The organism is Allobosea sp. Tri-44, assembly GCF_004123845.1.
Classification (GTDB): Bacteria; Pseudomonadota; Alphaproteobacteria; order Rhizobiales; family Beijerinckiaceae; genus Allobosea.
In genome coordinates, this window is record NZ_NBDP01000019.1 from 438,117 (window position 1) to 460,272 (window position 22,156).

The 22,156-nt window shown below is 66.9% G+C and carries 21 protein-coding genes and 1 pseudogene; 10 read left to right on the forward strand and 12 right to left on the reverse strand.

The window, feature by feature from the left end; all coding sequences use genetic code 11:
- Window positions 1-122: 122 nt before the first annotated feature.
- Window positions 123-908: an IclR family transcriptional regulator gene (locus tag B6S44_RS14345; RefSeq protein ID WP_129157549.1), complete on the reverse strand. Its 786-nt coding sequence runs from the start codon at window positions 906-908 to the stop codon at window positions 123-125.
- Window positions 909-1,063: 155 nt separating this feature from the next.
- Between B6S44_RS14345 and B6S44_RS14350 the strand changes: the two genes are divergently transcribed.
- The 6 genes from B6S44_RS14350 (at window position 1,064) to B6S44_RS14375 (ending at window position 6,145) form a co-directional block, all read left to right on the forward strand.
- Complete coding sequence (locus B6S44_RS14350) at window positions 1,064-1,723, forward strand: amino acid ABC transporter permease (protein ID WP_129157550.1); 660 nt, start codon at window positions 1,064-1,066, stop codon at window positions 1,721-1,723.
- Window positions 1,720-2,370: an amino acid ABC transporter permease gene (locus B6S44_RS14355; RefSeq protein ID WP_129157551.1), complete on the forward strand. Its 651-nt coding sequence runs from the start codon at window positions 1,720-1,722 to the stop codon at window positions 2,368-2,370. Before B6S44_RS14350 ends, B6S44_RS14355 begins: the two co-directional genes overlap by 4 nt.
- A complete protein-coding gene (locus B6S44_RS14360) occupies window positions 2,357-3,088 on the forward strand; it encodes an amino acid ABC transporter ATP-binding protein (RefSeq protein WP_129157552.1) in 732 nt (243 codons plus the stop codon). The genes B6S44_RS14355 and B6S44_RS14360 overlap by 14 nt, the downstream gene beginning before the upstream one ends.
- Window positions 3,089-3,182: 94 nt before the next feature.
- Window positions 3,183-3,935, forward strand: a complete 753-nt coding sequence (locus B6S44_RS14365) for a transporter substrate-binding domain-containing protein (protein ID WP_164985823.1) — start codon at window positions 3,183-3,185, stop codon at window positions 3,933-3,935.
- 228 nt (window positions 3,936-4,163) lie between these two features.
- Complete coding sequence (locus B6S44_RS14370; RefSeq protein ID WP_129157554.1) at window positions 4,164-5,204, forward strand: succinylglutamate desuccinylase/aspartoacylase family protein; 1,041 nt, start codon at window positions 4,164-4,166, stop codon at window positions 5,202-5,204.
- Window positions 5,201-6,145, forward strand: coding sequence for a threonine ammonia-lyase (locus tag B6S44_RS14375; RefSeq protein ID WP_129157555.1), 945 nt, complete (start codon window positions 5,201-5,203; stop codon window positions 6,143-6,145). The genes B6S44_RS14370 and B6S44_RS14375 overlap by 4 nt, the downstream gene beginning before the upstream one ends.
- Before the next feature lie 3 nt (window positions 6,146-6,148).
- Here the strand turns inward: B6S44_RS14375 and B6S44_RS14380 are convergent, their stop codons facing one another.
- The 10 genes from B6S44_RS14380 to B6S44_RS14425 all read right to left on the reverse strand — a co-directional run bounded on the left by B6S44_RS14380 (window position 6,149) and on the right by B6S44_RS14425 (window position 16,181).
- Complete coding sequence (locus B6S44_RS14380; protein WP_129157556.1) at window positions 6,149-6,895, reverse strand: transporter substrate-binding domain-containing protein; 747 nt, start codon at window positions 6,893-6,895, stop codon at window positions 6,149-6,151.
- Window positions 6,896-6,969: 74 nt separating this feature from the next.
- The gene (locus B6S44_RS14385) at window positions 6,970-8,145 is read right to left on the reverse strand and encodes a Gfo/Idh/MocA family protein (protein ID WP_129157557.1); all 1,176 of its coding nucleotides are present in this window, start codon (window positions 8,143-8,145) and stop codon (window positions 6,970-6,972) included.
- A 10-nt stretch (window positions 8,146-8,155) separates the two neighbouring features.
- Window positions 8,156-9,214 (reverse strand): sugar phosphate isomerase/epimerase family protein, encoded by a 1,059-nt coding sequence (locus B6S44_RS14390; protein WP_129157558.1) that lies wholly within the window; start codon window positions 9,212-9,214, stop codon window positions 8,156-8,158.
- A gap of 328 nt (window positions 9,215-9,542) precedes the next feature.
- Window positions 9,543-10,595, reverse strand: coding sequence for a polyamine ABC transporter substrate-binding protein (locus B6S44_RS14395; RefSeq protein WP_129157559.1), 1,053 nt, complete (start codon window positions 10,593-10,595; stop codon window positions 9,543-9,545).
- A 15-nt stretch (window positions 10,596-10,610) separates the two neighbouring features.
- The gene (locus B6S44_RS14400) at window positions 10,611-11,783 is read right to left on the reverse strand and encodes an NAD(P)/FAD-dependent oxidoreductase (protein WP_129157560.1); all 1,173 of its coding nucleotides are present in this window, start codon (window positions 11,781-11,783) and stop codon (window positions 10,611-10,613) included.
- The gene (locus B6S44_RS14405) at window positions 11,780-13,183 is read right to left on the reverse strand and encodes an NAD(P)/FAD-dependent oxidoreductase (protein WP_129157561.1); all 1,404 of its coding nucleotides are present in this window, start codon (window positions 13,181-13,183) and stop codon (window positions 11,780-11,782) included. The genes B6S44_RS14400 and B6S44_RS14405 overlap by 4 nt, the downstream gene beginning before the upstream one ends.
- Window positions 13,180-13,470: a (2Fe-2S)-binding protein gene (locus B6S44_RS14410; protein WP_129157562.1), complete on the reverse strand. Its 291-nt coding sequence runs from the start codon at window positions 13,468-13,470 to the stop codon at window positions 13,180-13,182. Before B6S44_RS14410 ends, B6S44_RS14405 begins: the two co-directional genes overlap by 4 nt.
- Before the next feature lies 1 nt (window position 13,471).
- Entirely contained in the window at window positions 13,472-14,266 is a 795-nt protein-coding gene (locus B6S44_RS14415; RefSeq protein WP_129157563.1) for an ABC transporter permease, read from the reverse strand.
- A 5-nt stretch (window positions 14,267-14,271) separates the two neighbouring features.
- Window positions 14,272-15,129 carry an ABC transporter permease gene (locus tag B6S44_RS14420; RefSeq protein WP_129157564.1) on the reverse strand — a complete coding sequence of 286 codons (858 nt, stop codon included), beginning with the start codon at window positions 15,127-15,129 and terminating at the stop codon, window positions 14,272-14,274.
- Complete coding sequence (locus tag B6S44_RS14425) at window positions 15,126-16,181, reverse strand: ABC transporter ATP-binding protein (protein ID WP_129157565.1); 1,056 nt, start codon at window positions 16,179-16,181, stop codon at window positions 15,126-15,128. Before B6S44_RS14425 ends, B6S44_RS14420 begins: the two co-directional genes overlap by 4 nt.
- 178 nt (window positions 16,182-16,359) lie before the next feature.
- Between B6S44_RS14425 and B6S44_RS14430 the strand changes: the two genes are divergently transcribed.
- From B6S44_RS14430 to pgi, 4 genes are all read left to right on the forward strand, one after another.
- Window positions 16,360-17,169 carry an IclR family transcriptional regulator gene (locus B6S44_RS14430; protein ID WP_129157566.1) on the forward strand — a complete coding sequence of 270 codons (810 nt, stop codon included), beginning with the start codon at window positions 16,360-16,362 and terminating at the stop codon, window positions 17,167-17,169.
- Entirely contained in the window at window positions 17,166-18,125 is a 960-nt protein-coding gene (locus tag B6S44_RS14435; protein WP_129157567.1) for a carbohydrate kinase family protein, read from the forward strand. Before B6S44_RS14430 ends, B6S44_RS14435 begins: the two co-directional genes overlap by 4 nt.
- A gap of 93 nt (window positions 18,126-18,218) precedes the next feature.
- Complete coding sequence (locus B6S44_RS14440) at window positions 18,219-19,481, forward strand: Vps62-related protein (RefSeq protein WP_164985824.1); 1,263 nt, start codon at window positions 18,219-18,221, stop codon at window positions 19,479-19,481.
- A 175-nt stretch (window positions 19,482-19,656) separates the two neighbouring features.
- Window positions 19,657-21,288 (forward strand): glucose-6-phosphate isomerase, encoded by a 1,632-nt coding sequence (pgi, locus tag B6S44_RS14445; RefSeq protein WP_129157569.1) that lies wholly within the window; start codon window positions 19,657-19,659, stop codon window positions 21,286-21,288.
- On the opposite strand, the pseudogene B6S44_RS14450 reads toward pgi, so the two are convergent.
- Window positions 21,267-22,147 (reverse strand): annotated as a pseudogene (locus B6S44_RS14450) (alpha/beta fold hydrolase). The gene pgi and the pseudogene B6S44_RS14450 overlap by 22 nt on opposite strands.
- Window positions 22,148-22,156: the final 9 nt, after the last annotated feature.

Here is a 22,156-nt window from a genome sequence, read left to right on the forward strand (position 1 = left end):
GCGGTTGCGGCGGTTAGACGCAAAATTGCGAGCAATCTTGGAGAGTATATGGCCGGCTTCGGGTGGCGCTGCGGCAATTGCGCGGGTTTTCCGGGTTAGACGGCGGTTTTTCCGGATGAGCCCTAGCCGTAGGGCAGGCGCAGGCCCGCCTCGGCGGCGCAGGCCTTGAGCGCGAGCAGGATCGCATTCTCGTCGGTCTCGACACCGTGGCGCTGCAAGCAGGGCACCAGGATCGCCGCTTCGGCGTGACCGGCTGGCCCGATGACGGGGCAGGCGATGTCGGTGACGGCAAGGATGTCGCGGCTCGCCGCGATGCGATGGCCGAGCGTGCGGATTTCGGTGAGCGCAGCCTGGGTTTCCGGCTCGTCGAGGCGCTGCCTGATCTCGGCCGGCGCCTCGCGCATCAGCCCGCGCCGGCGCGCCTCCGACTGGAAGGCGAGGATCAGCAGGCCGGAATTGGCGTCGAGCGCCGGGCGGCCATAGCCGGGGCGGACGATGACGCTGGCATCGAGATGGCCGGCGGTTGTGGCGAGCACCACGGTCTGTGCCCGGCTGAGCACGACAAGATGGGCGGCCTGGCCGCTCTCCTCGCTGAAGCGCTCCATCAAGGGCAGCACGACCGAGGTGAGTTGCTTGCCGCCCGGTGTCCTGATGCCGAGGTCGAACAGGCGGCGCGACAGGCCGAGCCGGTCGGTTCCCGGCTCGCGCTCGAGATAGCCGCGCTGCTGCAGCACGAAGACCATGCGGAAGATCTCGCTCTTCGAGCGCTGCAGCCGCTCGGCGATGATGCGCGTCGAGAGCGGCTCGCCGGTCTCGGCGAGCAGTTCGAGAATGTCGAGCCCCTTCTCCAGGGCCGGCGCGGCATAGGCCGCCTTCTCGTCATTCTCGGCGTCAGGGAAAACGCTCATGCCGTGCCTGTTTCATATGTGAAGCTTGACATCAAATAAGAAGCCAAACTAGCCTTCGGGTAAAGAGGGGGCAACATGACCGCAACGCCGCTGCATCCGTCCAGCGCATCCGGACGGCGGGCCCATGGCCCGCAGCTCCTGAAGGGCTGACGGCGATGAAGTACGGGCTCCAGTTTCGCGACGTCTTTGCGGCCTGGGAGTCCATTCTCGAAGGCGTCTGGATCACGTTGCTGCTCTCGGTCGCGGCGATGGTCGGCGGGCTCGTCATCGGCGTCCTCTGCGCGGCGGGGCGGACCTATGGCCCCACCTGGCTGCGTCGCATCATCGGCGCCTATGTCGAGATCATCCGCAACACGCCGCTTCTGGTGCAGCTCTTCCTGATCTTCTTCGGGCTGCCGAGCTTTGGCGTCAGGCTCGACGGGCTGACGGCGGCAATGATCGCGCTCGTCATCAATCTCGGCGCCTACACCACCGAGATCGTCCGTGCCGGGTTGGAGGCAGTGCCGAAGGCGCAGGTCGAGGCCGGCCATTCGCTGGGCCTCTCCGGCCTGCAGGTCTTCCGCTACATCATCGTCTTTCCGGCGCTGAAGGCGATGTTCCCGGCGCTCGCCAGCCAGTTCGTGCTGCTGATGCTTGCGACCAGCGTCGCCTCGCAGATCTCGGTGCAGGACCTGTTCCATGCCGCCTCGATCGTGCAGTCGCGCACCTTCCGGGATTTCGAGGTCTATACGGTGATCGGGGTGCTCTATCTCGCGCTCGCCATCGGCTTCCGCGGCCTCTTCGCCCTGATCTACCGTTCGGTGTTCGTGCGATGATCCGGGAATTCGGCCTCATCGATGTGATGTACCTGATCGCGGCGGCGCGCTGGACGATCGCGTTGACCGTAGTCGCCTTCGCCGGCTCGGCGGTGCTCGGCCTTGCACTGGCGATCCTGCGCATCCTGCCGATCGCGCCGCTGCGCTGGTTCTCGGCGACCTATATCCAGCTGGTCCAGGGCACGCCGCTGCTGGTCTGGCTGTTTCTGATCTTCTTCGGCCTGCCGCTCGCCGGAATCTCGGTCAATCCCTGGATCGCCGCCGCCGTCGCCTTCTCGGTCTATGGCTCGGCCTTCCTCGGCGAGATCTGGCGGGGAGCGCTGACCTCGATCGCCAGGACGCAATGGGAAGCGGGGGCCTCGCTCGGGCTCTCGCTGACCGAGCAGCTGCGCTACGTCATCATCCCGCAATCGATCAGGATCGCGATCCCGCCGACGGTCGGTTTCCTCGTCCAGCTGATCAAGAACACCTCGCTCGCGGCGGTGATCGGCTTCGTCGAGCTCACCCGCGAGGGCCAGCTCACCGCCGCCGGCACCTACAAGCCCTTCGCCGTCTACATCACCGTCGCCTGCATCTACTTCGCGATGTGTTTCCCCCTCACGCAATGGAGCCGCTCGCTCGAGCGGAAGCTCGATGTCGCTCGTTGAAATCCGGGACGTCAGCAAGAGCTATGGCACCAACCAGGTGCTGAAGGGCGTTTCGCTGAACGTCGAGAAAGGCGAGGTGGTCGCCGTGATCGGCCGCTCGGGCTCGGGAAAGAGCACGCTGTTGCGCTGCGTCAACGGGCTGGAGCCGGTGCAGGCCGGCACGATCAGCGTCGACGGCGTCAAGGTCAACGACCCGGCGACCGATCTGCGCAAGCTCCGGCAGGAGGTCGGCATCGTCTTCCAGAGCTTCAACCTGTTCCCGCATCTCTCGGTCGCCGACAACATCACGCTCGCCCCGCGCGTCGTGAAGAAGCAGCGGCCGGACGAGGCGCGCGCGGTCGCCCGCGAGGTGCTGGCCCGCGTCGGGCTGGAGGACAAGCTCGACGCCTATCCCTCGCAGCTGTCCGGCGGCCAGCAGCAGCGCGTCGCGATCGCCCGTTCGCTGGCCATGCGGCCAAAGCTGATGCTGTTCGACGAGGTGACCTCGGCGCTCGATCCTGAGCTCACCGGCGAGGTGCTGAAAGTGCTCGAATCCGTGGCGCAGGAGGGCATGACCATGATCCTCGTCACCCACGAAATGGGTTTTGCCCGCAGGTTCGGCTCGCGTGTCGTCTTCATGCACGAGGGCCGCATCCACGAAGAAGGCCAGGCCGCGGCGGTGCTCGCCGGGCCAAAGACGCCCGAGCTCAAGACCTTCCTCAGCGCGGTTCTGCACTGAGGCAGGACAATCAGTTCCGGTAACGGGTCAACGAGGGGAGAGAATGATGCGTAAACTGTTTGCAGGCCGTTCATTTCTAGCAGGCCTGGCGGCGATGGCGATTGCTGCGTTTGGAGCGGTCGAGGCCAGGGCCGACAAGCTCCAGGATATCCTGTCCAAGGGCGTGGTGCGCATCGGCGTGCCGCTTGACGCACCGCCTTTCGGCTCGCAGGACGCCAACCGCAACGCGGTAGGCTTCGACATCGAGTTCGCCGAGATGGTCGCCAAGGGGCTCGGTGTGAAGCTGGAGATGCAGCAGATCACCGGCGCCAACCGCATCCCGTTCCTGCTGACCGACAAGGTCGACATCGTCATCTCGGTGATGGGGCTGACGCCCGAGCGTGCCCGGCAGATCCAGTTCACAGCGCCCTATGCCAACACCTTCCTCGCCGTCTACGGCGCGAAATCGGCCACTGTCACCAGCCCGGAAACGATCGGCTCCAACCGTGTCGCCGCCGCCAAGGGCACGACACAGGAGCTCGCCATCACCGCGACGGCGCCGAAGGCGAGCATCATGCGCACCGAGGACGATGCGACAGCGGCCGCAGCCTACATCACCGGCCAGGCCGACCTGCTCGCGACCAACTCGATCGTCGCTCAGGCGCTCGCCAAGCAGAACCCGAGCAAGGAGTTCGAGCGCAAGTTCGTCATCCGGCGCAGCCCGGCGCATATGGGCGTGCAGATGGACCAGCATAATCTGGTGCGCTGGCTCGACGGCTTCATCTTCTTCAACTCGATGAACGGCGAGCTCGACCGGCTGCACAAGAAGTACCTGGACATGCCGATGGATCCGCTGCCGACGCTGTAAGGCGGCGCAACGCTTTCCCTGCCAAGGCGGGGAACCCCTCTCCTGGAAGGAGAGGGGCAGCGGTGAGGTGTTCGGACTGGAAACGTTGGCCTGAACCCGACCGCGCGGTGAGCGCGACGTCCCACTGGTCTGGCCGCCTACCCCTCACCCTGCCCTCTCCCTCCGGGAGAGGGTTCCCCGTGCTCGTGCCTGACATCCCGAGCCCTGCTTCTTCCCGAGCCCCCCGCCATGACCAGCCCCCGCCAAAAGCCCACCCCGCGCCCATCCAGCGCCTTCCTCACCGTCGATCCGGAGAAGGACGGCAAGCAGGTCGGCTTCCTGATGATCCCGCATTCGCCGCATGACGACGCCTGGGGCGCGACGCGCATTCCGATTGCGATCATCAAGAACGGCTCAGGCCCGACCGCGATCCTCGAAGGCGGCAATCATGGCGACGAATACGAAGGGCCGATCACGATCTGCGACCTGATCCGCGACCTCGATCCCGGCCGGGTGCAAGGCCGGCTCATCCTGATGCCGGCGAACAATGTCCACGCCGTCATTGCCGGCCAGCGCACCTCGACGGTCGACGGGCTCAATTTCAACAGGACCTTCCCGGGCGATCCACGCGGCACCATCACCCAGCAGATCTCGGCTTTCGTTAGCGACCATATCCTGCCGCTCGGCGATGCCTTCCTCGACCTGCACTCCGGCGGGTCCTCGCTCGACATCATCCCGAGCGCGATCGTCGAGCCGACCGATGATCCCCAGCTGCACAAGCGCAATGTCGCGGCCGTGCAGGCCTTCGACGCGCCGATGACAGTGGTGATCTCCAATCTCGGCGAACCGCGCACTGCAACCGCGACTGCCTGCCGGCAGGGGCTCGTCACGGTCGGTACCGAGATGGCGGGCGCCGGCACGGTCTCGCTGGACGCGCTCAGAATCTGCCGGCGCGGCGTCGCCAATGTGCTCGATCATCTCGGCATCGTCAGGCGCGACAAGCCGGAGCCGCGCAGCGGCGGCGGGCAGGTGCTCGAGCTGCCGGGAACCACCGCTTACGTCTACGCCACCGCGGACGGCGTCTTCGAGCCGTTCCATGCCAATGGCGAGACCGTCAGCGCCGGCCAGCCGGCCGGGCGGATCCATTGCACCTGGGACCCGACCCGCCCGCCGGAGACGCTGCATTACGCTGCCGACGGCATCCTCTATGGCCGGCGCCAGCCGGGCCGGGTCCGGCCGGGCAATTGCTGCCTGATCGTGGCGTCGCCCTATCGCGGGGTGTTGTCGTGATCGGTCTCGACGACGTCCGCGCAGCGCGCTGGCGGATCGCGCCGCATATCCGCAAGACGCCGATCCTGCCCTATGCCCAGCTCAGCTCGCGCGAGGAATTCGGCGGCACAGTGACGCTGAAGCTCGAATTGCTGCAGGCGGCCGGCTCATTCAAGGCGCGGGGCGCGATGAACCGGTTGCTGACGCTCTCGGAAGACGCGCTCAAGCGCGGCGTCGTCACGGCTTCCGGCGGCAATCACGGCCTCGCCATCGCCCGCTCGGCGCATGTGCTCGGCGTCAGGGCCAAGATCTTCCTGCCATCCAACGTCGTCGCGGACAAGGTCGCCAAGCTGAAGCGCTGGGGAGCCGATGTCGAGATCATCGGCGCGATCTGGGACGATGCCAACGAAGCTGCGCTCGCCTATGCCGAGGAGACGGGCGCGACCTATGCCCATCCGTTCAGCGATCCCGTGGTGGTCGCTGGCCAGGGCACGCTCGGCCTCGATATCCTCGACGAGATTCCCGATGTCGACGTCATCCTCGTCGCGATCGGTGGCGGCGGCCTGATCACCGGCCTGTCCACCGCGGTGAAGGCGCTGCGGCCGCAGACGCGCATCATCGGCGTCGAGCCCCATGGCTCGCCGACGCTGCATGCCTGCCTGGAAGCCGGCAAACTGATCACCCTCGACAAGCTCGAGACGAAGGTCGCGACCATGTCGTGCCGGCGCACCGACCAGGCGATCTATGAGGCCGTCGCGCGCAATGTCGACGAGATCGTGCTGGTTAGCGACGAGGAGATGGAACAGGCGGCGCAGTCGCTCTGGTTCGAGTTCGGCATCGCCGCCGACCTCTCGGGCGCGGCGGCGGTTGCGGCCCTGCAGGCGAAGCGCTTCGTGCCGGCGCCGGGCAGCAAGGTCTGCGCGCTGGTCTGCGGGGCCGGAACGGACGGGACGGTGGGCTGAGGGTCAGGGCGCGACGCTCAGTCCCTGCACGCCGTGCTTTGTGATCAGCGCCGCCACGAAGCCCGATTCCTTCGCCGCGGCGACGAACCTGGCGAGATAGTCCGCCGCCTCGGCTTTGGCCTTGGGCACGCCAATCGCCTGCTGCACGGTCATGAAATGGCCGTCGAGGATGCGTGTGCCGGGGATCGCCGCGACATCCTTCAACAAGCGCGGTCGCAAGCCCGCCAACGCATCGAGTTCCCTGGCAATGAAATCATCAGCGGAATCGTCGAGCGTGCCGGAGCGGATGAGCTCGGCCTTGCGAATGTTGCGATCGAGCCAGAGCCCATAGGCGGCACGGCCGCTGACGGCGATGCGGACGCCTTCTGCGTCGACATCGCCGATCCCGCGCAGCGGCGAGGTGTCGCGGACGAGGTAGGTCGCCTCGATCTCGGCATAGGCCGGCGTGAAGCTGATCGCCTCGGCCCGCTGCGGCTCGGCGCCGATCAGGCCGACATCCCACTCGTCGCATGGCGCGGCATCGGCGAGCAGGCCGGGGTTTTCATAAGGGACATAGCGCAAGCCGGTGCCGAGATGGTCGGCGAGGGCGCGGGCCATGTCGGGCGAGACACCTTGCGGCTCACCCTGCGGGCCGCGGCTGGAAACCAGCAGGAAATTCGAGAGGTTGATGCCGGCGCGCAGCAGGTTGGCGGGCGCCAGATGCTCGCGCACGGTCGGCGAGAGCTGGCCGATATCGGGGCGGAATTCCATGGCGTGTGTCCTCCCTGTCGTTGGCGCTGCTTATGCCGCGCTGATGGCGAGGAGGACAAGCCGGGTCGGCAGCTTCAGAGTGGCTGCCAGCGCGCCCCCTTGGCGGAAGAGCGCACGGCTGCCTCGATGAAGCGGACACCACGGACGCCATCGGCGATGGTCGGTACGAGTGTCGAGAAGGGAGTGGGCTCACGTCCCTCGATCCGGGCCGCGATCTGCTCGGCGATGTCGACGTAGAGCTGCGCGAAGCCTTCGAGATAGCCTTCTGGATGGCCGCCGGGCACGCGCGAGGCGGCATTGGCGACCGGGTAGGCGCCCGCGCCATTGCGCCGGATCAGGCGCGGCGGCTCGCCCAGCGGGGAATGGACCAGCAGGTTTGGATTCTCCTGCTGCCATTCGAGCCCGCCCTTCTCGCCATAGAGGCGGATGCGCAAACCGTTCTCCTGGCCGGCCGCGACCTGGCTGCACCAGAGCATGCCGCGTGCACCACCCTTGAAGCGCAGCAGCATATGGGCGTTGTCATCGAGCCGGCGGCCTTCGACGAAGACATGGGTTTCGGCCGCGAGCGCCTCGATCTCGTCGCCGGCGATGAACTCGGCGAGGTTGAAGGCGTGGCTGCCGATATCGCCGATCGCGCCGGCCGGACCTGAACGGGTGGGGTCGGTTCGCCACTCCGCTTGCTTCTGCCCGCTGTCCTCGAGCCGCGTCGCGAGCCAGTCCTGCACGTACTCGACCTGGACGACACGCAGCTTTCCAAGCGTGCCCTCCGCGACCATGGCGCGAGCCTGCCGGACCAGCGGATAGCCGGTGTAGTTGTGGGTGACCGCGAAGATCAGGCCGCTGTCCCGTGCGAGCTTGGCGAGCGCTTCCGCCTCGCGCAGGCTGGTGGTCAGCGGCTTGTCGCAGATCACATGGATGCCGGCCTTGAGGAAAGCCTTGGCTGCGGGCGCATGGGCATGGTTCGGCGTGACGATCGCGACCGCGTCGATGCCGTCCTTGCGGCGCTTCTCCCGCTTCGCCATCTCGCTGGCGTCGGCATAGACCCGGGCGGGATCGAGCAGCAGGTCCTCGCCCGAGAGCCGCCCGCGTTCCGGATCTGACGATAGCGCGCCGGCGGTAAGCTGCCAGCGGTCGTCGAGGCGGGCGGCGATGCGATGCACCGCACCGATGAAGGCGCCGCGCCCGCCACCGACCATACCGAGGCGCAGGCGGCGATTGAGCTTCGGCGCGGTCGAGGCCTCGATTGCCATGACAATTCCCTCAGCGGTCGAGCCCGAGCATGCGCCGATTGGCGGCCTCATCGGTACCGCCGGCGGCAAAATCGTCGAAGGCGCGCTCGGTCACCCGGATGATGTGGGCGGCGATGAACTCCGCCCCCTCTCGCGCGCCGTCTTCGGGATGTTTCAGGGCGCATTCCCATTCGAGCACGGCCCAGGAGTCGTAATCGTACTGCGCCAGCTTGGAGAAGATACCGCCGAAATCGACCTGGCCGTCGCCGAGCGAGCGGAAGCGGCCGGCCCGGTCGATCCAGGGCTCGTAGCCGCCATAGACGCCGACACGACCGTTCGGATTGAACTCGGCATCCTTCACATGGCAGGCCTTGATGCGCTCATGGTAGATATCGATGAAGGCGAGATAGTCGAGCTGCTGCAGCAGGAAATGGCTGGGGTCGTAGTTGATGCAGGCTCGGGCATGGCCGCCGACGGCATCGACGAAGCGCTCGAAGGTCGCCCCGTCATGGACGTCCTCGCCCGGATGGATCTCGTAGCAGAGATCGACGCCGGCCTCGTCGAAGGCGTCGAGGATCGGGCGCCAGCGCTTGCCGAGTTCGGCGAAGGCGGTCTCGACCAGCCCCGCCGGGCGCTGCGGCCAAGGGTAGACGAAGGGCCAGGCGAGCGCGCCGGTGAAGCTGACATTGGCGGTGAGGCCAAGCCGGCGCGAGGCTTTCGCTCCAAGCTTCATCTGCTCGACCGCCCACTCCTGCCGGGCCTTCGGATTGCCGCGCACGGAAGGCACGGCGAAGCCGTCGAAAGCCTCGTCGAAGGCGGGGTGGACGGCGACGAGCTGGCCCTGGAGATGGGTCGAGAGCTCGGTGATCGACAGGCCATATTGAGCGAGCGTGCCCTTGACCTCGTCGCAATAGGTGTCGGACTCGGCTGCTTTGGCGAGGTCGAACAACCTCGTATCCCAACTCGGGATCTGCACACCCTTGTAGCCAAGCGAGGCAGCCCAGCGGCCGATCGCATCGAGCGAGCTGAACGGAGCCTCGTCGCCGGCGAACTGGGCGAGAAAGAGCCCAGGCCCCTTCATGGTCTTCATGGCGACCCTCCCGACAGGATGGCTCCTTGCCGGAGCTCGCAACCGCCTCATCGGCGATGTAATCGATTGCAGGAATGTAGCGGCGACGCGCCTTCTGTCAAACGCGATCGATTCCTCATGGCGCCGTCTTTCCGGGACTTCGCGCAGCGAAGGGCCCGGAACCCATGAACACTGAGACTGAGGACAGGGCGCTGTGGCGTCAGCGCTTCTTCCCACCATTCGGTGTTCATGGGTTCGGGGCTCATTGCTGTGCAATGCTCCGGAATGACGGTGTGTTTATGAGGACACCGCCGCGCTGCCACGGCGGTGTCGATGGCTCGGATAAGGCTCAGCGCTCGATCATCTTGTTCCAGCGGCTGTTCCACTCCGGCCGCTTGGCGTTGATCTGGTCCCAGTCGAGCGTGACGGCGGTCTTCATGTTGGCATGGAAGGCTTCCAGCTTCTTCTCGGCCTCCGGCGTCGAGGCCTTGGCCTTGGTGTTCGAGGGCACGATGTTGCCCGCGGTCAGCGCCTTGGACTGCGCCTCGGCCGAGAGCAGGTAGGCGGCAAGCTTCTGCGCCAGCTCCGGCTCGGAATTGTTGGCGATGACACATTGGGCCACCATCAGCACGACCGAGCCTTCCTTGGGCTGGGCGTATTCGACGGCGATGCCCTTGTCCTTCAGGGTCGAGATGCCGGTCGGCGTCAGCGGGAAGATCGCGGCCTCGCCGGTTTGCGCCATCTCGGCGATCTTGGCCGAGCTCGGGATGAATTCGAGCACGTTCTTGCCGATCGTGTCGCGGAACTTGCTGAAGCCCGGCTCGACATTGGCCTCGGTGCCGCCCTGGATGCGGTTGAACATCAGGAAGGCGTGCAGGCCGAAGGAGGAGGCCGAGGCCGACTGGAACACGACCTTGCCCTTGTACTTGGGGTCGGCGAGGTCCATCCACGAGGTCGGTGCCGGCCAGCCCTTCTCGTCGAACAGCTTCTTGTTGTAGCCGAGCCCGGTCATGCCGAGGTCGATGCCAACAGCCATGTCGTCCTTCATGCGCGTGCCGGGGGCGAGATCGGCGAGCTCCGGGCCGGGCTTCGTCTTCTCGCAGAGGCCGGCGCCGATGGCGCGGACCATGACGCCATCGTCGAGGAACATCACATGCATCTGCGGCTTGTCCTTGGCCGCGGTCGCCTTGGCGAGGATGTCCGAGGAGGTGCCGGGCACGACCACGACCTTGACGTCGTTGGCCTTCTCGAAATCCGGGAAGACGGCTTGGGTGAAGGTCTTCTCGAAATTGCCGCCGTTCATGCCGACATAAAGCGTCTTCGACTGGGCGAAGGCGCTGCCGGCGGCTGCGAGTGCCACAATGGCGACGCCGGCTGACAGGATGCTGCGATAGCTGGTCATTGTCTGATCTCCCCTTTAGTGCTGCGGCTCTTGGTTCTGCCCCGCACCCGAGCCAGCGTCGGTGCGGGCGGAAATCTCTCTGAAGCGGCCGATCGAGAAGGCCGCGATCGGCGTCTGCGTTTCGCCGTCGCGGACGAGCTCGGCGAGCACCTCGCCGACGCCGGGCGCTATCTGGAAGCCAGCTCCGGTGAAGCCGAAGGCGTGGATCAGTCCGGGCGTGGTCAGGCTCGGGCCTATCACCGGGTTCCTGTCCGGCATGGCGCCTTCGGTGCCGCTCCAGAAGCGGATCGCCTGGGCATGGCGCAGGCCCGGGAACAGTGCGGCGGCGTTGTTCATGATCGCGATCGCGCCGTCGCCGCGCGGTCGCGAGAAGTCGGGGTCGGCCAAGGGCAGGGCCCGCTCGCCGCCGACCACGACATTGCCGCGCTCGACCTGGCGGGCATAGATGCCGCCACCTTCCATGCCGATATTGACCGACATCACCTGCTCCATCGGTTCGGTGACGACCATGGAGGGGTAGATGCGCGAGAGCGGCGCCGGCTCGCCGAAGCTCTCGGCGAAGGGGGCGGCCCAAGCGCCAGCGCTGTTGACGACGAAGCGGGACCGGAGCGTGAGGTTGCCGGCCGCTTCCAGCGCGAAGCCCTCGCCGTCGCGGGTCACGCCCTCGACCGCGGTGTTCTCCAGCACCTCGACGCCGGCCCGGCGCGCCGCGGCGGCAAAGCCGGTCGAGACCAGGCGCGGATTGGCGTGGCCGTCGCCGGCGCAGAAGCAGGCGCCGACGACACCGTCGCCGATCCAGCCGAAGCGCTCGCGCAGGCCGTTATGGCCGATCAGCTCGAGGCCGAGGCCCTCCTCGGCGACAGCTTCCGCATAGGTTTCGAGCGAGGCCATGTCGTCTTCGTTGCGGGCGAGTTTGAGATGGCCGGAACGCAGGAACTCGCCGTCGATGCCGATCAGCGCCCTGAGGCGCGGCCAGACCGCGTGCGCCCGCTGCGACAGCGGCAATTGCTCGACCGGGCGGCCCTGGCGGCGGACGCCGCCATAGTTCACGCCCGAGGCCTGCGCGCCGCAATAGCCCTTGTCGAGCAAGGCGACCGAAAAGCCCATGCCGCGCAGCGCCAGCGCGGCCGAGGAGCCGACGAGGCCGCCGCCGATGATCGCGACGTCGACGGAGAGGCGTTGGCTCATTCCGCCGCCTCCTGCTGCTGCGCGCTGAGCGCAAGCGTCAGCGGCACCGGCTTGACCGGTGCCTGGCTGCGCAAACGGCCGATGGCCTCGATGCCGCGACCCGTTTCGTGCGCGAGCAGTTCGGCCGCGGCGGCGCCGCAGACGCGGCCCTGGCAGCGGCCCATGCCGACGCGGCTCACCGCCTTCAGCCGGTTGAGCTCGTGCACGCCGAAGCGGCCGATGGCGGCGCGGATCTCGCCGGCAGTGATCTCCTCGCAGCGGCAGAGAGTCGTCGCATCGGCGATGTCGCGCGCCCAGTGCGCCGGGAACGGGAAGGCGGCTTCGAGCACGTCGCGGAAGCGGCCGATGCTGGCAAGCTCTGCCTCCAGAGTCGCGGCGCGGGCGGCGTCATGGGGCAGGCCGCGATCCTGCAAGAGGGCTAGCGCGGCGCGCTCGCCAGCGCGCTCGGCGGCGTCCGCCCCGGCGATGCCGGCGCCGTCGCCGGCGATGTAGACACCGGGTACGCTGGTACGGCCCGCCGCGTCGCGCTCGGGCAGGGCGGCGCGATCGCGGGTATTGAAGGCGAAGCGGCAGCCGGCGAGATCGGCGGCTTGCGTCTCGGAGCGCAGGGCAAGACCGTAGCCGATGCCGTCGCAGGCGAGGCGGTGCTCCATGCCGTCCTGGCGCCAGGCGATGGCCGCGACCGTGCTTGCGCCCTCGATGCGGACATCACCGACGCCGTAATGCAGCGCGATGCCGGCCAGCTTCAACTCGGCGGTCATCCGCATGCCGCGCAGCACGATTCCTGGGAACAGCGGCAGGCCGCGCAGCAGGTTGAACTTTGCGGCGAAGGGCGCCGTGTCGAGCACGGCTGCGACCCTGGCGCCGGCCTTCATGTACTGCCAGGCGACGAGATAGAGCAGCGGACCGGAGCCGAGGAAGACGACCTTGCTGCCGATGGCGCAGCCCTGGCTCTTCAGCGCGATCTGGGCACCGCCCAGAGTGAAGACGCCGGGCAGCGTCCAACCGGGTAGCGGCAAGGTGCGGTCGGTCGCGCCGGTCGCGAGCAGGAGGCCGTCATAGGCGACCTGCCGGCTGGTGCCCTCGATCATGATGTCGGCGCGGCCGTCGCGCAGGTTCCAGAGCAGTGCCTGCGGCCAATAGTCGAGCTTGCCGTCGAGCGCGGCGAAATCGCGATGCAGCGCTTCGGCCTTCGGCGCTTCCGAGCCGTAGAGGTCACGGGTGGAGCGTCCGTCCGAGACGAGGCGCTGGCGATAGATCTGGCCACCGCAGGAAGGCGCCTCGTCGACCACGAGCGGGCGCAGGCCGGCTTTGACCAGCGCCTGCGCAGCGCGGATGCCGGCAGGGCCGGCGCCGACGATCAGAGGCTGCGGGCGCTCGCTGGTCGACACCCCGGTCATGCCGCCCTCGCGCGGCGAGTGACGATGCTCATGCCGGCGGTCAAAGAAGTTGAGCAGGCGCGCAGGCGCTCGCCGCTCTCGAGCACGATCCAGCAATCCTGGCAGGCGCCCATCTGGCAGAAGCCGGCGCGCGGCGAGGCTGAGAACTCTGACAGGCGCAGTCGATCGGCGTGAGTGAGGATCGCGGTCAGGACGGTGTCGCCGGTGCGACCTTCGCAAGCGACGCCGTCCAGCGTGAACGGGATGGCGGGATGGTCGGCACGGACGAGGCGATGCAGGAGCGGCATGTCACTTCTGCCCGACCAGGATCTTGTCGAGGCCGAAGGCGCGGTCGAGCACCAGCATGGCGGCGGCAGTGAGCGCGATCATCAGCGCCGAGACCGCGGCCATCATCGGGTCGATCGATTCGGTCGCGTACATGTACATGCGCACCGGCAGGGTCACCGTCTGCGGCGACGTCACGAAGATCGACATGGTGAGCTCGTCGAAGCTGTTGATGAAGGCGAGCAGCCAGCCGCCGGTGATGCCGGGCAGGATCATCGGCGCGGTGACGCGGCGGAACACCGTCCAGTGCGAGGCGCCCAGCGTCATCGCCGCCTGCTCGGCCGAACGGTCGAGCCCGGTGAAGGCCGCCATCACCAGCCGCAGCACATAGGGCGTGATCACCACGACATGGCAGGCGACGAGCCAGCCGAAGCTGCCGGTTGCGCCGATCAGCGCGAAGAGCCGCAGGAAGGCGACGCCGAGCACGAGATGCGGGATGATCAGCGGCGAGAGGAAGAGTGCGTTCAGCGCATCGCGGCCGGGGAAGTCGTAGCGGTCGATGGCGAGCGCTGCCGGCACCGAGATCGCGACCGAAAGCGTCGCGGCGAGTGTCGCCAGCCACAAGCTGTTGACGAAGGAGGCGACGAAGTCGGGATGGCGGAAGATCTCGCGGAACCAGCGCAGCGAGAAGCTGGTGGTCGGGATCGACAGCGTGTTCTCCGGCGTGAAGGCGACGAGGCAGATCACCACCAGCGGCGCCAGCACGAAGGCGACGACGAGGGTGTGGAAGAGGAGCGCGACCGGACCGTTCTTCTGCATGGCGCTCACCCCAGGGCTTTACGGGCGCGCGTCTCGATGACGCGGTTATAGGCCAGCATGATCACGAGGTTGGCGACGAGGACGATGATCGCGATCGTCGCGCCGAGCGGCCAGTTCAGCTCGTGCATGTACTCGTCATAGACCAGTGTCGCCGCCATCTTGAGCCGGCGCCCGCCGAGCAGGCCGGGAATGGCGAAGGCCGAGGCCGAGAGCCCGAAGACGATCAGGCTGCCCGAGAGCATGCCGAGCGAGACCTGCGGCAGCACGACCCGGCGCAACGCGGTGGCATGCGAGGCGCCGAGGCTCCAGGCGGCGGCCTCGACCATCGGATCGAGCTTCTGCAGCGCGGTCCAGACCGGGATCACCATGAAGGGCAGCATGACGTGGACGAGTGCGATGACGATCGCGGTCTCGGTGTAGAGCAGGCGCACGCTATCGAAGCCGAGGCCCTGCAGCGCCTGGTTCACCAGGCCGGTCGAGCCGAGCAGCATGCTCCAGCCGAAGGCACGGACGACAACCGAGACCAGCAGCGGCCCGATGATCACCAGCAGGAAGACCGAGCGCCAGGGGTCGCGCATCCGCGACAGGATATAGGCCTCGGGGGCACCGATCAGGACGCAGATCAGCGTGGTCAGGCCGGCGAGCCGCAGCGTGCGCCAGAAGATGCCGAGATAATACTCGTCCGAGAACACGGCGGCGTAGTGGGCGAGAGTGAACTCGTTCTTGATGCCGGTCGTGTGGTCGTAGGCGTGGAAGGAGAGGATCAGCGTCAGCGCGAGCGGCAGGATGATGAGTCCGAGGAAAAGCAGCGCGCCTGGCCCTGCGAGCCAGAACGGTGTCGCCGCGGAGCGCCCGACGCTCATGCCGCCGCTCCCTGCGCCAGCGGTTCGATGCGCAGGCTGGCCGAGGCCCAGTCGAGCGCGACCTTGGCGCCCTCACGGGCCGGTTCCTCGCCATCGTTCGGCAACGAGACCAGGATCGGCCCGGCCGCGGTCTCGACCGTGAACAGCCAGGAGCCGCCGAGGAAGAAGCGGTTGGCGATCGTGCCGTCGATGCGGCCCTGGCCGGGAGCCTTGAGTGCGATCTTCTCAGGGCGGATCGACAGGGCGATGGCTGCCCCTTCGGCCAGCCCGCTGGCATCGGCCGGTACGGCAAGACCAGCGACCTCGGCCGCACCCTTACGCCAGGTGCCTTCCAGCCGGTTCATCTTGCCGACGAAGGTGGAAATGAACGGCGTCGCCGGGTTCTCGTAGAGCTTGTAGGGCGCGTCGACCTGCGTCATCCGGCCCTGTTCCATCACCACGACGCGGTCGCTGATCGAGAGCGCCTCGGCCTGGTCATGCGTGACCATGATCGTGGTGGTGCCGACGCGCTGCTGGATGCGGCGCAATTCGAACTGCATCTCCTCGCGCAGTTTGGCGTCGAGATTGGAGAGCGGCTCGTCGAGCAGCAGCACCGGTGGCTGGATGACGAGGGCGCGGGCGATGGCGACGCGCTGGCGCTGGCCGCCGGAGAGCTGGCGCGGATAGCGTTCGGCCAGCGGGCTCAAATGGACAAGTCCGAGCATGGCTTTCACCCGCTCGTCGCGCTCGGCTTTGGCGATCTTGCGCATCTCCAGCCCGAAGGCGACGTTCTCAGCCACCGTCATGTGCGGAAAGAGCGCGTAGCTCTGGAAGACGATGCCGAGGCCGCGCTTGTTCGGCTTCTCGCGGGTGATGTCGCGGCCATCGAGCATGATCGTGCCGGTGGTCGGCTCGACCAGCCCGGCGATCATCTGCAGCGTCGTGGTCTTGCCGCAGCCGGACGGGCCGAGCAGCGAGACGAACTCGCCCTTGGCAACGGACAGGTCGATGTCGCGCGCGGCGGCGAAATCGCCATAGACCTTGCTCAGCTTCTCCAGCGTCAGGAAGCTCATGACCTCTCCCGCTTGGCTCGCCCCGCCCGCTCATCGAGGTCTCTTGCCCTGTCCTGGGAGGAAGCGGCAGGAGTGGAATTTCGTCAACGAACAATTCCATATGAAAGAATTTTTCTATTTATAATTCCGTTATATGAAATTTACTGGCACTTGCTACCGTTCAGATTATTCTAGGCGGATGAGTGATTCTGCCGAGTCTCTGTCCAGCCTGCGCCGCGCGCTCGGCTTGCTGCGCCTTGTCGGCGCGACGGATGCAGGCGGAATCCGCTTGAAGGATCTGGCCGAGCAGGCCGGCTGCAGCCAGCCGACCGCGCATCGCGCCTTGCAGGACCTCGCCGCCGAGGGCTTCGTCGAGCAGATCGGCAAGCGCTACCGGCTGGCGCTCGACTTCTTCGTCCTGGCAGCCCGCGCCGGCCAGGCCGGCGGCCTGCGCGATCTCGCCAAGCCGGTGCTCCTGCGTCTCTCGGCAACGCTGACCGACACGATCTTCCTGCTGGTGCGCAACGGCTATGACGCCGTCTGCCTCGACCGGATCGAGGGGCCGTTCCCGATCCGCTCCTTCACCGGCGACATCGGCGGCAAGGTGCCGCTCGGGCTCGGGCAGGGGAGCCTTGCCATTCTCGCCCATCTGCCCGAGGCGGAGCGCGAGGCAGTGATCCGTTTCAACGTGCCGCGTTTGCTCGATCGTGGTTTTCTCGACGAAGCCGCCCTGCGTGTCGCGCTGGAGGCAGCCCGGGTGCAAGGCTGGGTCAATCTCAACACCGGGCTGATCCCGGGCATGGCGGGCTTGGGCGTGCCGGTCTTCGACGCGCAGGGCCGTGTCGTCGCGGCGCTCAGCGTCGGCACGCTGGCGGACCGGCTGCGGCCTGAGCGCCTGGCCGGCGTCGTCGCCATTCTCAAGGCGGAGGCGGCGACATTGGGCGCAATGCTCAATCCGTTCGACCCGGCCTTGCGCCATCCCTCGCGCAGCCTGAGCGCCGTGTCATGATCCTGGTCTGCGGTGAGGCGCTGGTCGACCTCTTCCTCGATCCGCCCGAAGGGGCCGAGATGGCCGGACGGGCCGTTGCCGGCGGCTCGCCGTTCAATGTCGCGATCGGCCTGGCGCGGCTCGGCGTGCCGGTCGGCTTCCTCGGAGCAATCTCGCGCGACGGTATCGGCACAATGCTGGCCGAGCGGCTGCGGCAGGAGGGCGTCGACGGTCGCTTCCTCGTCCGCAGCGATCGATTGTCGACGATCTCGGCGGTCGCCACCGGAGTGGACGGGCAGCCGAGCTATGGTTTTCATGGCGAAGGTGCCGCCGACCGCTTCCTGATGCCGGCCGACCTGCCTCCCGAGCTGCCGCCGGAGGTGCAGGCAATCAGCTTCGGCTCCTACAGCATGGCGGTCGAGCCCACCGGCTCAACACTCGCCTCCATCGCTGAGCGCGAGCATGGCCGGCGGGTGATCAGCGTCGATCCCAATCTGCGGCCGGCTGTGGTGCCGGACATGGCGCTGTGGGCTGATGCCGCCGAGCGCTTCTATCGCGTCGCCACCATCGTCAAGGCGAGCGAGGAGGATGTCGGCATCGCCTGGGGCGGACAGTTGTCGCTGCAGGAGGCGGCCGCCTATTGGCTGAGCCTCGGCGCGAAGCTGGTGGTGATCACGCGCGGCGCAGCCGGCGTGCTCGGCTTTTGCGCGGCCGGGCAGATTGAACTGCCGGCTCGGGCGGTCAGCGTTTGTGACACGGTGGGCGCTGGTGACAGCTTCCATGCGGCACTGCTCGCGCGTCTTTCGCAGACGGACCGGCTGAGCATCGAAGGCGTCGCTGCGCTCGATCAAGCGGCATTGGATGAAGTGCTGAACTATGCCGCGATTGCTGCTTCCATCACGGTCGGCCGGCGCGGTGCTGATCTCCCAAGGGCAGCGGATATGAATGCGGCTCCCTTCTCACGGCGACGTTTGTAAACTGCCGTTCACAAACGGCAGCGTTGACTCCTGCTACCTTATGCAACTATAGGTTGTATGTGCCGTTTCGGCACGCACAGGGGAGCGGTCTCGATGTCCAATCGTCTGCAGAAATCGCAGCTGACCACCACCAGCACCACCACTCAGGTCGCCTTCGGCGACCTGACGCTTGTCTTTGTCGATCAGTTCAGCCTTCGCTGGAATGACGGAGGCAGCGGCGGGGATCACGACGGAGCCTTCTGGCATCCCAATGCGCCGAGTGGGTTCCGCCCTCTCGGCTGTATCGGCGTCAACAATTATGACGACCCTGCCGGGCGACAATGGGCCCTCTGTGTCAAGGCGACGGTCGAAGGGTCCGATGCCGTTCGCTCGCCGACGGGCTACAACCGCATCTGGACCGATCAGGGCTCAGGCGCTGACAGGGACGGCGCATGCTGGGAGGCAATTCCGCCAGCTGGATACGCGGGGCTGGGCCATGTCTTCACGAGCGATTACAATCCCCCATCCTTGGAGGATATCTGGTGCGTGCGTTCCGATCTGGTCGGCGAGGCGCTGCTGGGAGACTGGTTGTGGGACGATAGCGGGACGGGCTCCGACGCGGATTTCAGCGCCTGGCGGATCGATCCGACCACCTATTACCATGACAACACCACGATTCTGATCGGGGCCAATTGCTTCTACGGGGTCGCCAGCCATGATCGGCCTTCGCCGGTCGTCAAAGTGTTGCGCCTGGAGCCGCCGACCGAGCAAGGCGACACCCCGCCGGTTCCGCGGCTCGACAGCTACGACCGCCCTCCGGCCGAGAGCGACTGGATGCGGGAGCGGCGGATCACTGTGCCTTTCACAGGCGTGACGGACGACCACTACGATCTCGCCTGGAAGATCGCCAACTCGCCGTTCTATTTCCTCGAGCGCTGGGACAATTTTCAGCTCGAGCTCTACGACAACAATCAGCAGGCGGAGCCGCACGAACTCGAGCGGGAGATCACCGTCGGCGTGACCAAATCCTCGACGGAGACCTTCAACCACGAAGTCGGTATCAGCATCAGCTACGAGACCGGCGTCAGCTTCGGCGGGGTAGGCTCCAAGGTGAAGGGCACCCTGTCCTACAAATTCGGCTACTCGACCTCAACCTCGGTCACAAACTTCCAGCAGAACACCGTGAAGCTCAAGCTGAAGACGCCCGGCAAGCACGCCGCTGCGATGTGGGCGCCGCATACGATGTTCAAGATGCTGCGGGCCGACGGCTCGATGGTCGGTACTCCGCTCTTCCTGGAGGATAGCGGCGTCGCCTTCTATGAACGAGAATATCCCGACACTCCCTCGGCCAAGCCGCGCCGGCGCATTCCGCGCTGAAGCGTTCGGGAGGGGTGGCTGGGCCATCCCTCCCGTTTCTCCCGGCGGGGCCGCTCATGACCACCGGGGTAATCTCTTTGCATGGCAGCCCCGTCCGCTCGCTGCCGTGACCTCGGCGCTATCGCTATGCTACCTCGGCTTGCCGCATCGCGGCCGTTCGCAAGCATCGAGGAGAATGATCGTGCTGGAGAAGGCCTGGGCGGATCTCGCCGCGTATCGTACCCGAACCGTATCTCACCACCTGCGCGAGCTCTTCGCTGCCGATCCGCAACGCTTTTCCGCCTTCTCGGCCCGGCTCGACGACCTGCTGCTCGATTATTCCAAGACGGCGGTGACGGCCGAGACCATGGAGTTGCTGCTGGCGCTGGCCAAGGCCGCTGATGTCGCGGCCAAGCGCGACGCCATGTTCGCAGGCGAGCCGATCAACATCACCGAAGGGCGCGCAGTGCTCCACACGGCGCTGCGCAACCAGTCCGGCCGGCCGGTCAAAGTCGACGGCGTCGACGTCATGCCGGAGGTGAACGCGGTCCTGGAGCGAATGTCCGTCTTTGCCGATGGCGTTCGCAACGGGACGATCGCGGCGACCAATGGCGAGCGCTTCAGCGATGTCGTCAACATCGGCATCGGCGGCTCCGATCTCGGCCCGGTGATGGCGACGCTGGCGCTCGCGCCCTATCATGACGGGCCGCGCCTGCATTACGTCTCCAATGTCGACGGCGCCCATATCGCCGACACGCTGGCGAGGCTCGATCCGGCGCGGACGCTGGTGATCGTCGCGTCGAAGACCTTCACCACGATCGAGACCATGACCAATGCCGCGACCGCGCGGCGCTGGATCGCCGGCGCGCTCGGGGAAGGTGCGGTCGCCAAACACTTCGCCGCGGTCTCGACCGCGCTCGACAAGGTCGCCACCTTCGGCATCGCGCCCGACCGCATCTTCGGCTTCTGGGACTGGGTCGGCGGGCGCTACTCGGTCTGGTCGGCGATCGGCCTGCCGGTGATGATCGCGATCGGCCCCGAGGACTTCCGTGCCTTCCTCGCCGGCGCGCATGCGATGGACGAGCATTTCCGGACCGCGCCGCTCGATGAGAATCTGCCGGTGCTGTTCGCTCTGATCGGGCTATGGCATCGCGAGAGCTGCGGCTATCCGGCCCGCGCGGTCCTGCCTTATGATCAGCGCCTTGCACGACTGCCGGCCTATCTGCAGCAGCTCGACATGGAGTCGAACGGCAAGCGCGTGCACAAGGCTGGCGGTGCGGTGACACGGCCGACCGGCCCGCTGGTCTGGGGCGAGCCCGGCACCAACGGCCAGCACGCCTTCTTCCAGCTGCTGCACCAGGGCAGCGACATCATCCCTTGCGAGTTCCTGGTCGCGGCCGAAGGGCATGAGCCGGAACTCGCTCATCAGCATCGCCTGCTGCTCGCCAATTGCCTCGCCCAGAGCGAGGCCATGATGAAGGGCCGCACGCTCGAGGAAGCCAAGGAACAGCTCGCCAAACAGGGCCTTTCGCCGGACGCGATCGAGCATCTCGCCCCGCACAAGGTCTTCCCCGGCAACCGGCCGAGCGTGACCATCGCCTATCGCAAGCTCGATCCGTTCACGCTCGGGCGGCTCATCGCGCTCTACGAGCACCGCGTCTTCGTCGAGGCGGCGGTTTTCGACATCAACGCCTTCGACCAATGGGGTGTCGAGCTCGGCAAGGAGCTGGCGACGGCGCTGCTGCCGGTGATCGAAGGTAAGGCGCCGGCCGAGGCGCATGATTCCTCGACGGCAGGGCTGGCGCGTTATTTGACAGGCGCGCCGTAGCCGATCTCGCCGAAGAAGCGCAGCAGTGCCGCAGCGAGCTGCTCAGGCGCCTCTTCGGCCATATGGTGGCCGCTGTCGATGGCGCCGCCGCGCAGGTCTGGCGCCCAGGGACGCCAGACCGCGAGCACGTCGCCGTAGAACTCTTCGAGATCGTCGCGGCTCGACCACAGACAGAGTGTCGGGCACTGCACCTGCCTGCCCAGGCGGCGGTCCTCTGCGTCGTGGATTGATCGATGGCGAGGCCGGCGCGATAGTCCTCGATCATACCGTGGACCGTGTCGGGGTCATGAATCGCGCGATGGAAGTCGCGATAGTTCGCCTCGCCCATCGCCATCGGCGAGCCGCCATACCAGGCGTCGGGATCGGCCAGGATGGCGCGCTCCGGCTTGTCCGGTTGAGCGAAGAAGAACCAGTGCCACCATTTGCGGGCGAAGCTCTCGCGACAGTGTTCCAGCGCTTCGAGGATAGGCACGCCGTCGAGCACCGCGAGCGCGGCGATCGCATCGGGATGGTCCATCGCCGCTCGGAAGGCCGTGTAGGAGCCGCGATCATGGCCGGCGACGGCAAAACGCGGGAAGCCGAGCGAGAGCATCAGCTCGACGCAGTCACGCGCCTTTGCGCGCTTCGATGAGCCGGCATGATCGGGTGAATCTGCCGGCTTGCTGGAGAGGCCAAAGCCACGCAGATCGGGGCAGATCACGGTATACGAGCGCGCCAGCAGCGGCGCGACGCGGTGCCAGGTCGTGTGCGTGCGTGGATGGCCATGAAGTAGCAGCAGAGGCGGCCCGCTGCCCCCGTTCCTGAAGCGGAGCTGGGCTCCGCTCGTTTCGGCATAGTCGAGGATGAATTCGTCGAACATGTCGCAAGG

What these genes read in the sequence shown, in the direction of transcription:
- B6S44_RS14350 (WP_129157550.1), top strand. Translation starts at nt 1,064, where the DNA reads ATGAAGTACGGGCTCCAGTTTCGCGACGTCTTTGCGGCCTGGGAGTCC.
- B6S44_RS14390 (WP_129157558.1), bottom strand. Translation starts at nt 9,214, where the DNA reads ATGAAGACCATGAAGGGGCCTGGGCTCTTTCTCGCCCAGTTCGCCGGC.
- B6S44_RS14370 (WP_129157554.1), top strand. Translation starts at nt 4,164, where the DNA reads ATGACCAGCCCCCGCCAAAAGCCCACCCCGCGCCCATCCAGCGCCTTC.
- B6S44_RS14420 (WP_129157564.1), bottom strand. Translation starts at nt 15,129, where the DNA reads ATGAGCGTCGGGCGCTCCGCGGCGACACCGTTCTGGCTCGCAGGGCCA.
- B6S44_RS14380 (WP_129157556.1), bottom strand. Translation starts at nt 6,895, where the DNA reads ATGGAATTCCGCCCCGATATCGGCCAGCTCTCGCCGACCGTGCGCGAG.
- B6S44_RS14430 (WP_129157566.1), top strand. Translation starts at nt 16,360, where the DNA reads ATGAGTGATTCTGCCGAGTCTCTGTCCAGCCTGCGCCGCGCGCTCGGC.
- B6S44_RS14400 (WP_129157560.1), bottom strand. Translation starts at nt 11,783, where the DNA reads ATGAGCCAACGCCTCTCCGTCGACGTCGCGATCATCGGCGGCGGCCTC.
- B6S44_RS14415 (WP_129157563.1), bottom strand. Translation starts at nt 14,266, where the DNA reads ATGCAGAAGAACGGTCCGGTCGCGCTCCTCTTCCACACCCTCGTCGTC.
- B6S44_RS14385 (WP_129157557.1), bottom strand. Translation starts at nt 8,145, where the DNA reads ATGGCAATCGAGGCCTCGACCGCGCCGAAGCTCAATCGCCGCCTGCGC.
- B6S44_RS14405 (WP_129157561.1), bottom strand. Translation starts at nt 13,183, where the DNA reads ATGACCGGGGTGTCGACCAGCGAGCGCCCGCAGCCTCTGATCGTCGGC.
- B6S44_RS14395 (WP_129157559.1), bottom strand. Translation starts at nt 10,595, where the DNA reads ATGACCAGCTATCGCAGCATCCTGTCAGCCGGCGTCGCCATTGTGGCA.
- B6S44_RS14425 (WP_129157565.1), bottom strand. Translation starts at nt 16,181, where the DNA reads ATGAGCTTCCTGACGCTGGAGAAGCTGAGCAAGGTCTATGGCGATTTC.
- B6S44_RS14355 (WP_129157551.1), top strand. Translation starts at nt 1,720, where the DNA reads ATGATCCGGGAATTCGGCCTCATCGATGTGATGTACCTGATCGCGGCG.
- B6S44_RS14440 (WP_164985824.1), top strand. Translation starts at nt 18,219, where the DNA reads ATGTCCAATCGTCTGCAGAAATCGCAGCTGACCACCACCAGCACCACC.
- B6S44_RS14410 (WP_129157562.1), bottom strand. Translation starts at nt 13,470, where the DNA reads ATGCCGCTCCTGCATCGCCTCGTCCGTGCCGACCATCCCGCCATCCCG.
- B6S44_RS14360 (WP_129157552.1), top strand. Translation starts at nt 2,357, where the DNA reads ATGTCGCTCGTTGAAATCCGGGACGTCAGCAAGAGCTATGGCACCAAC.
- B6S44_RS14365 (WP_164985823.1), top strand. Translation starts at nt 3,183, where the DNA reads ATGGCGATTGCTGCGTTTGGAGCGGTCGAGGCCAGGGCCGACAAGCTC.
- B6S44_RS14345 (WP_129157549.1), bottom strand. Translation starts at nt 908, where the DNA reads ATGAGCGTTTTCCCTGACGCCGAGAATGACGAGAAGGCGGCCTATGCC.
- B6S44_RS14435 (WP_129157567.1), top strand. Translation starts at nt 17,166, where the DNA reads ATGATCCTGGTCTGCGGTGAGGCGCTGGTCGACCTCTTCCTCGATCCG.
- pgi (WP_129157569.1), top strand. Translation starts at nt 19,657, where the DNA reads ATGATCGTGCTGGAGAAGGCCTGGGCGGATCTCGCCGCGTATCGTACC.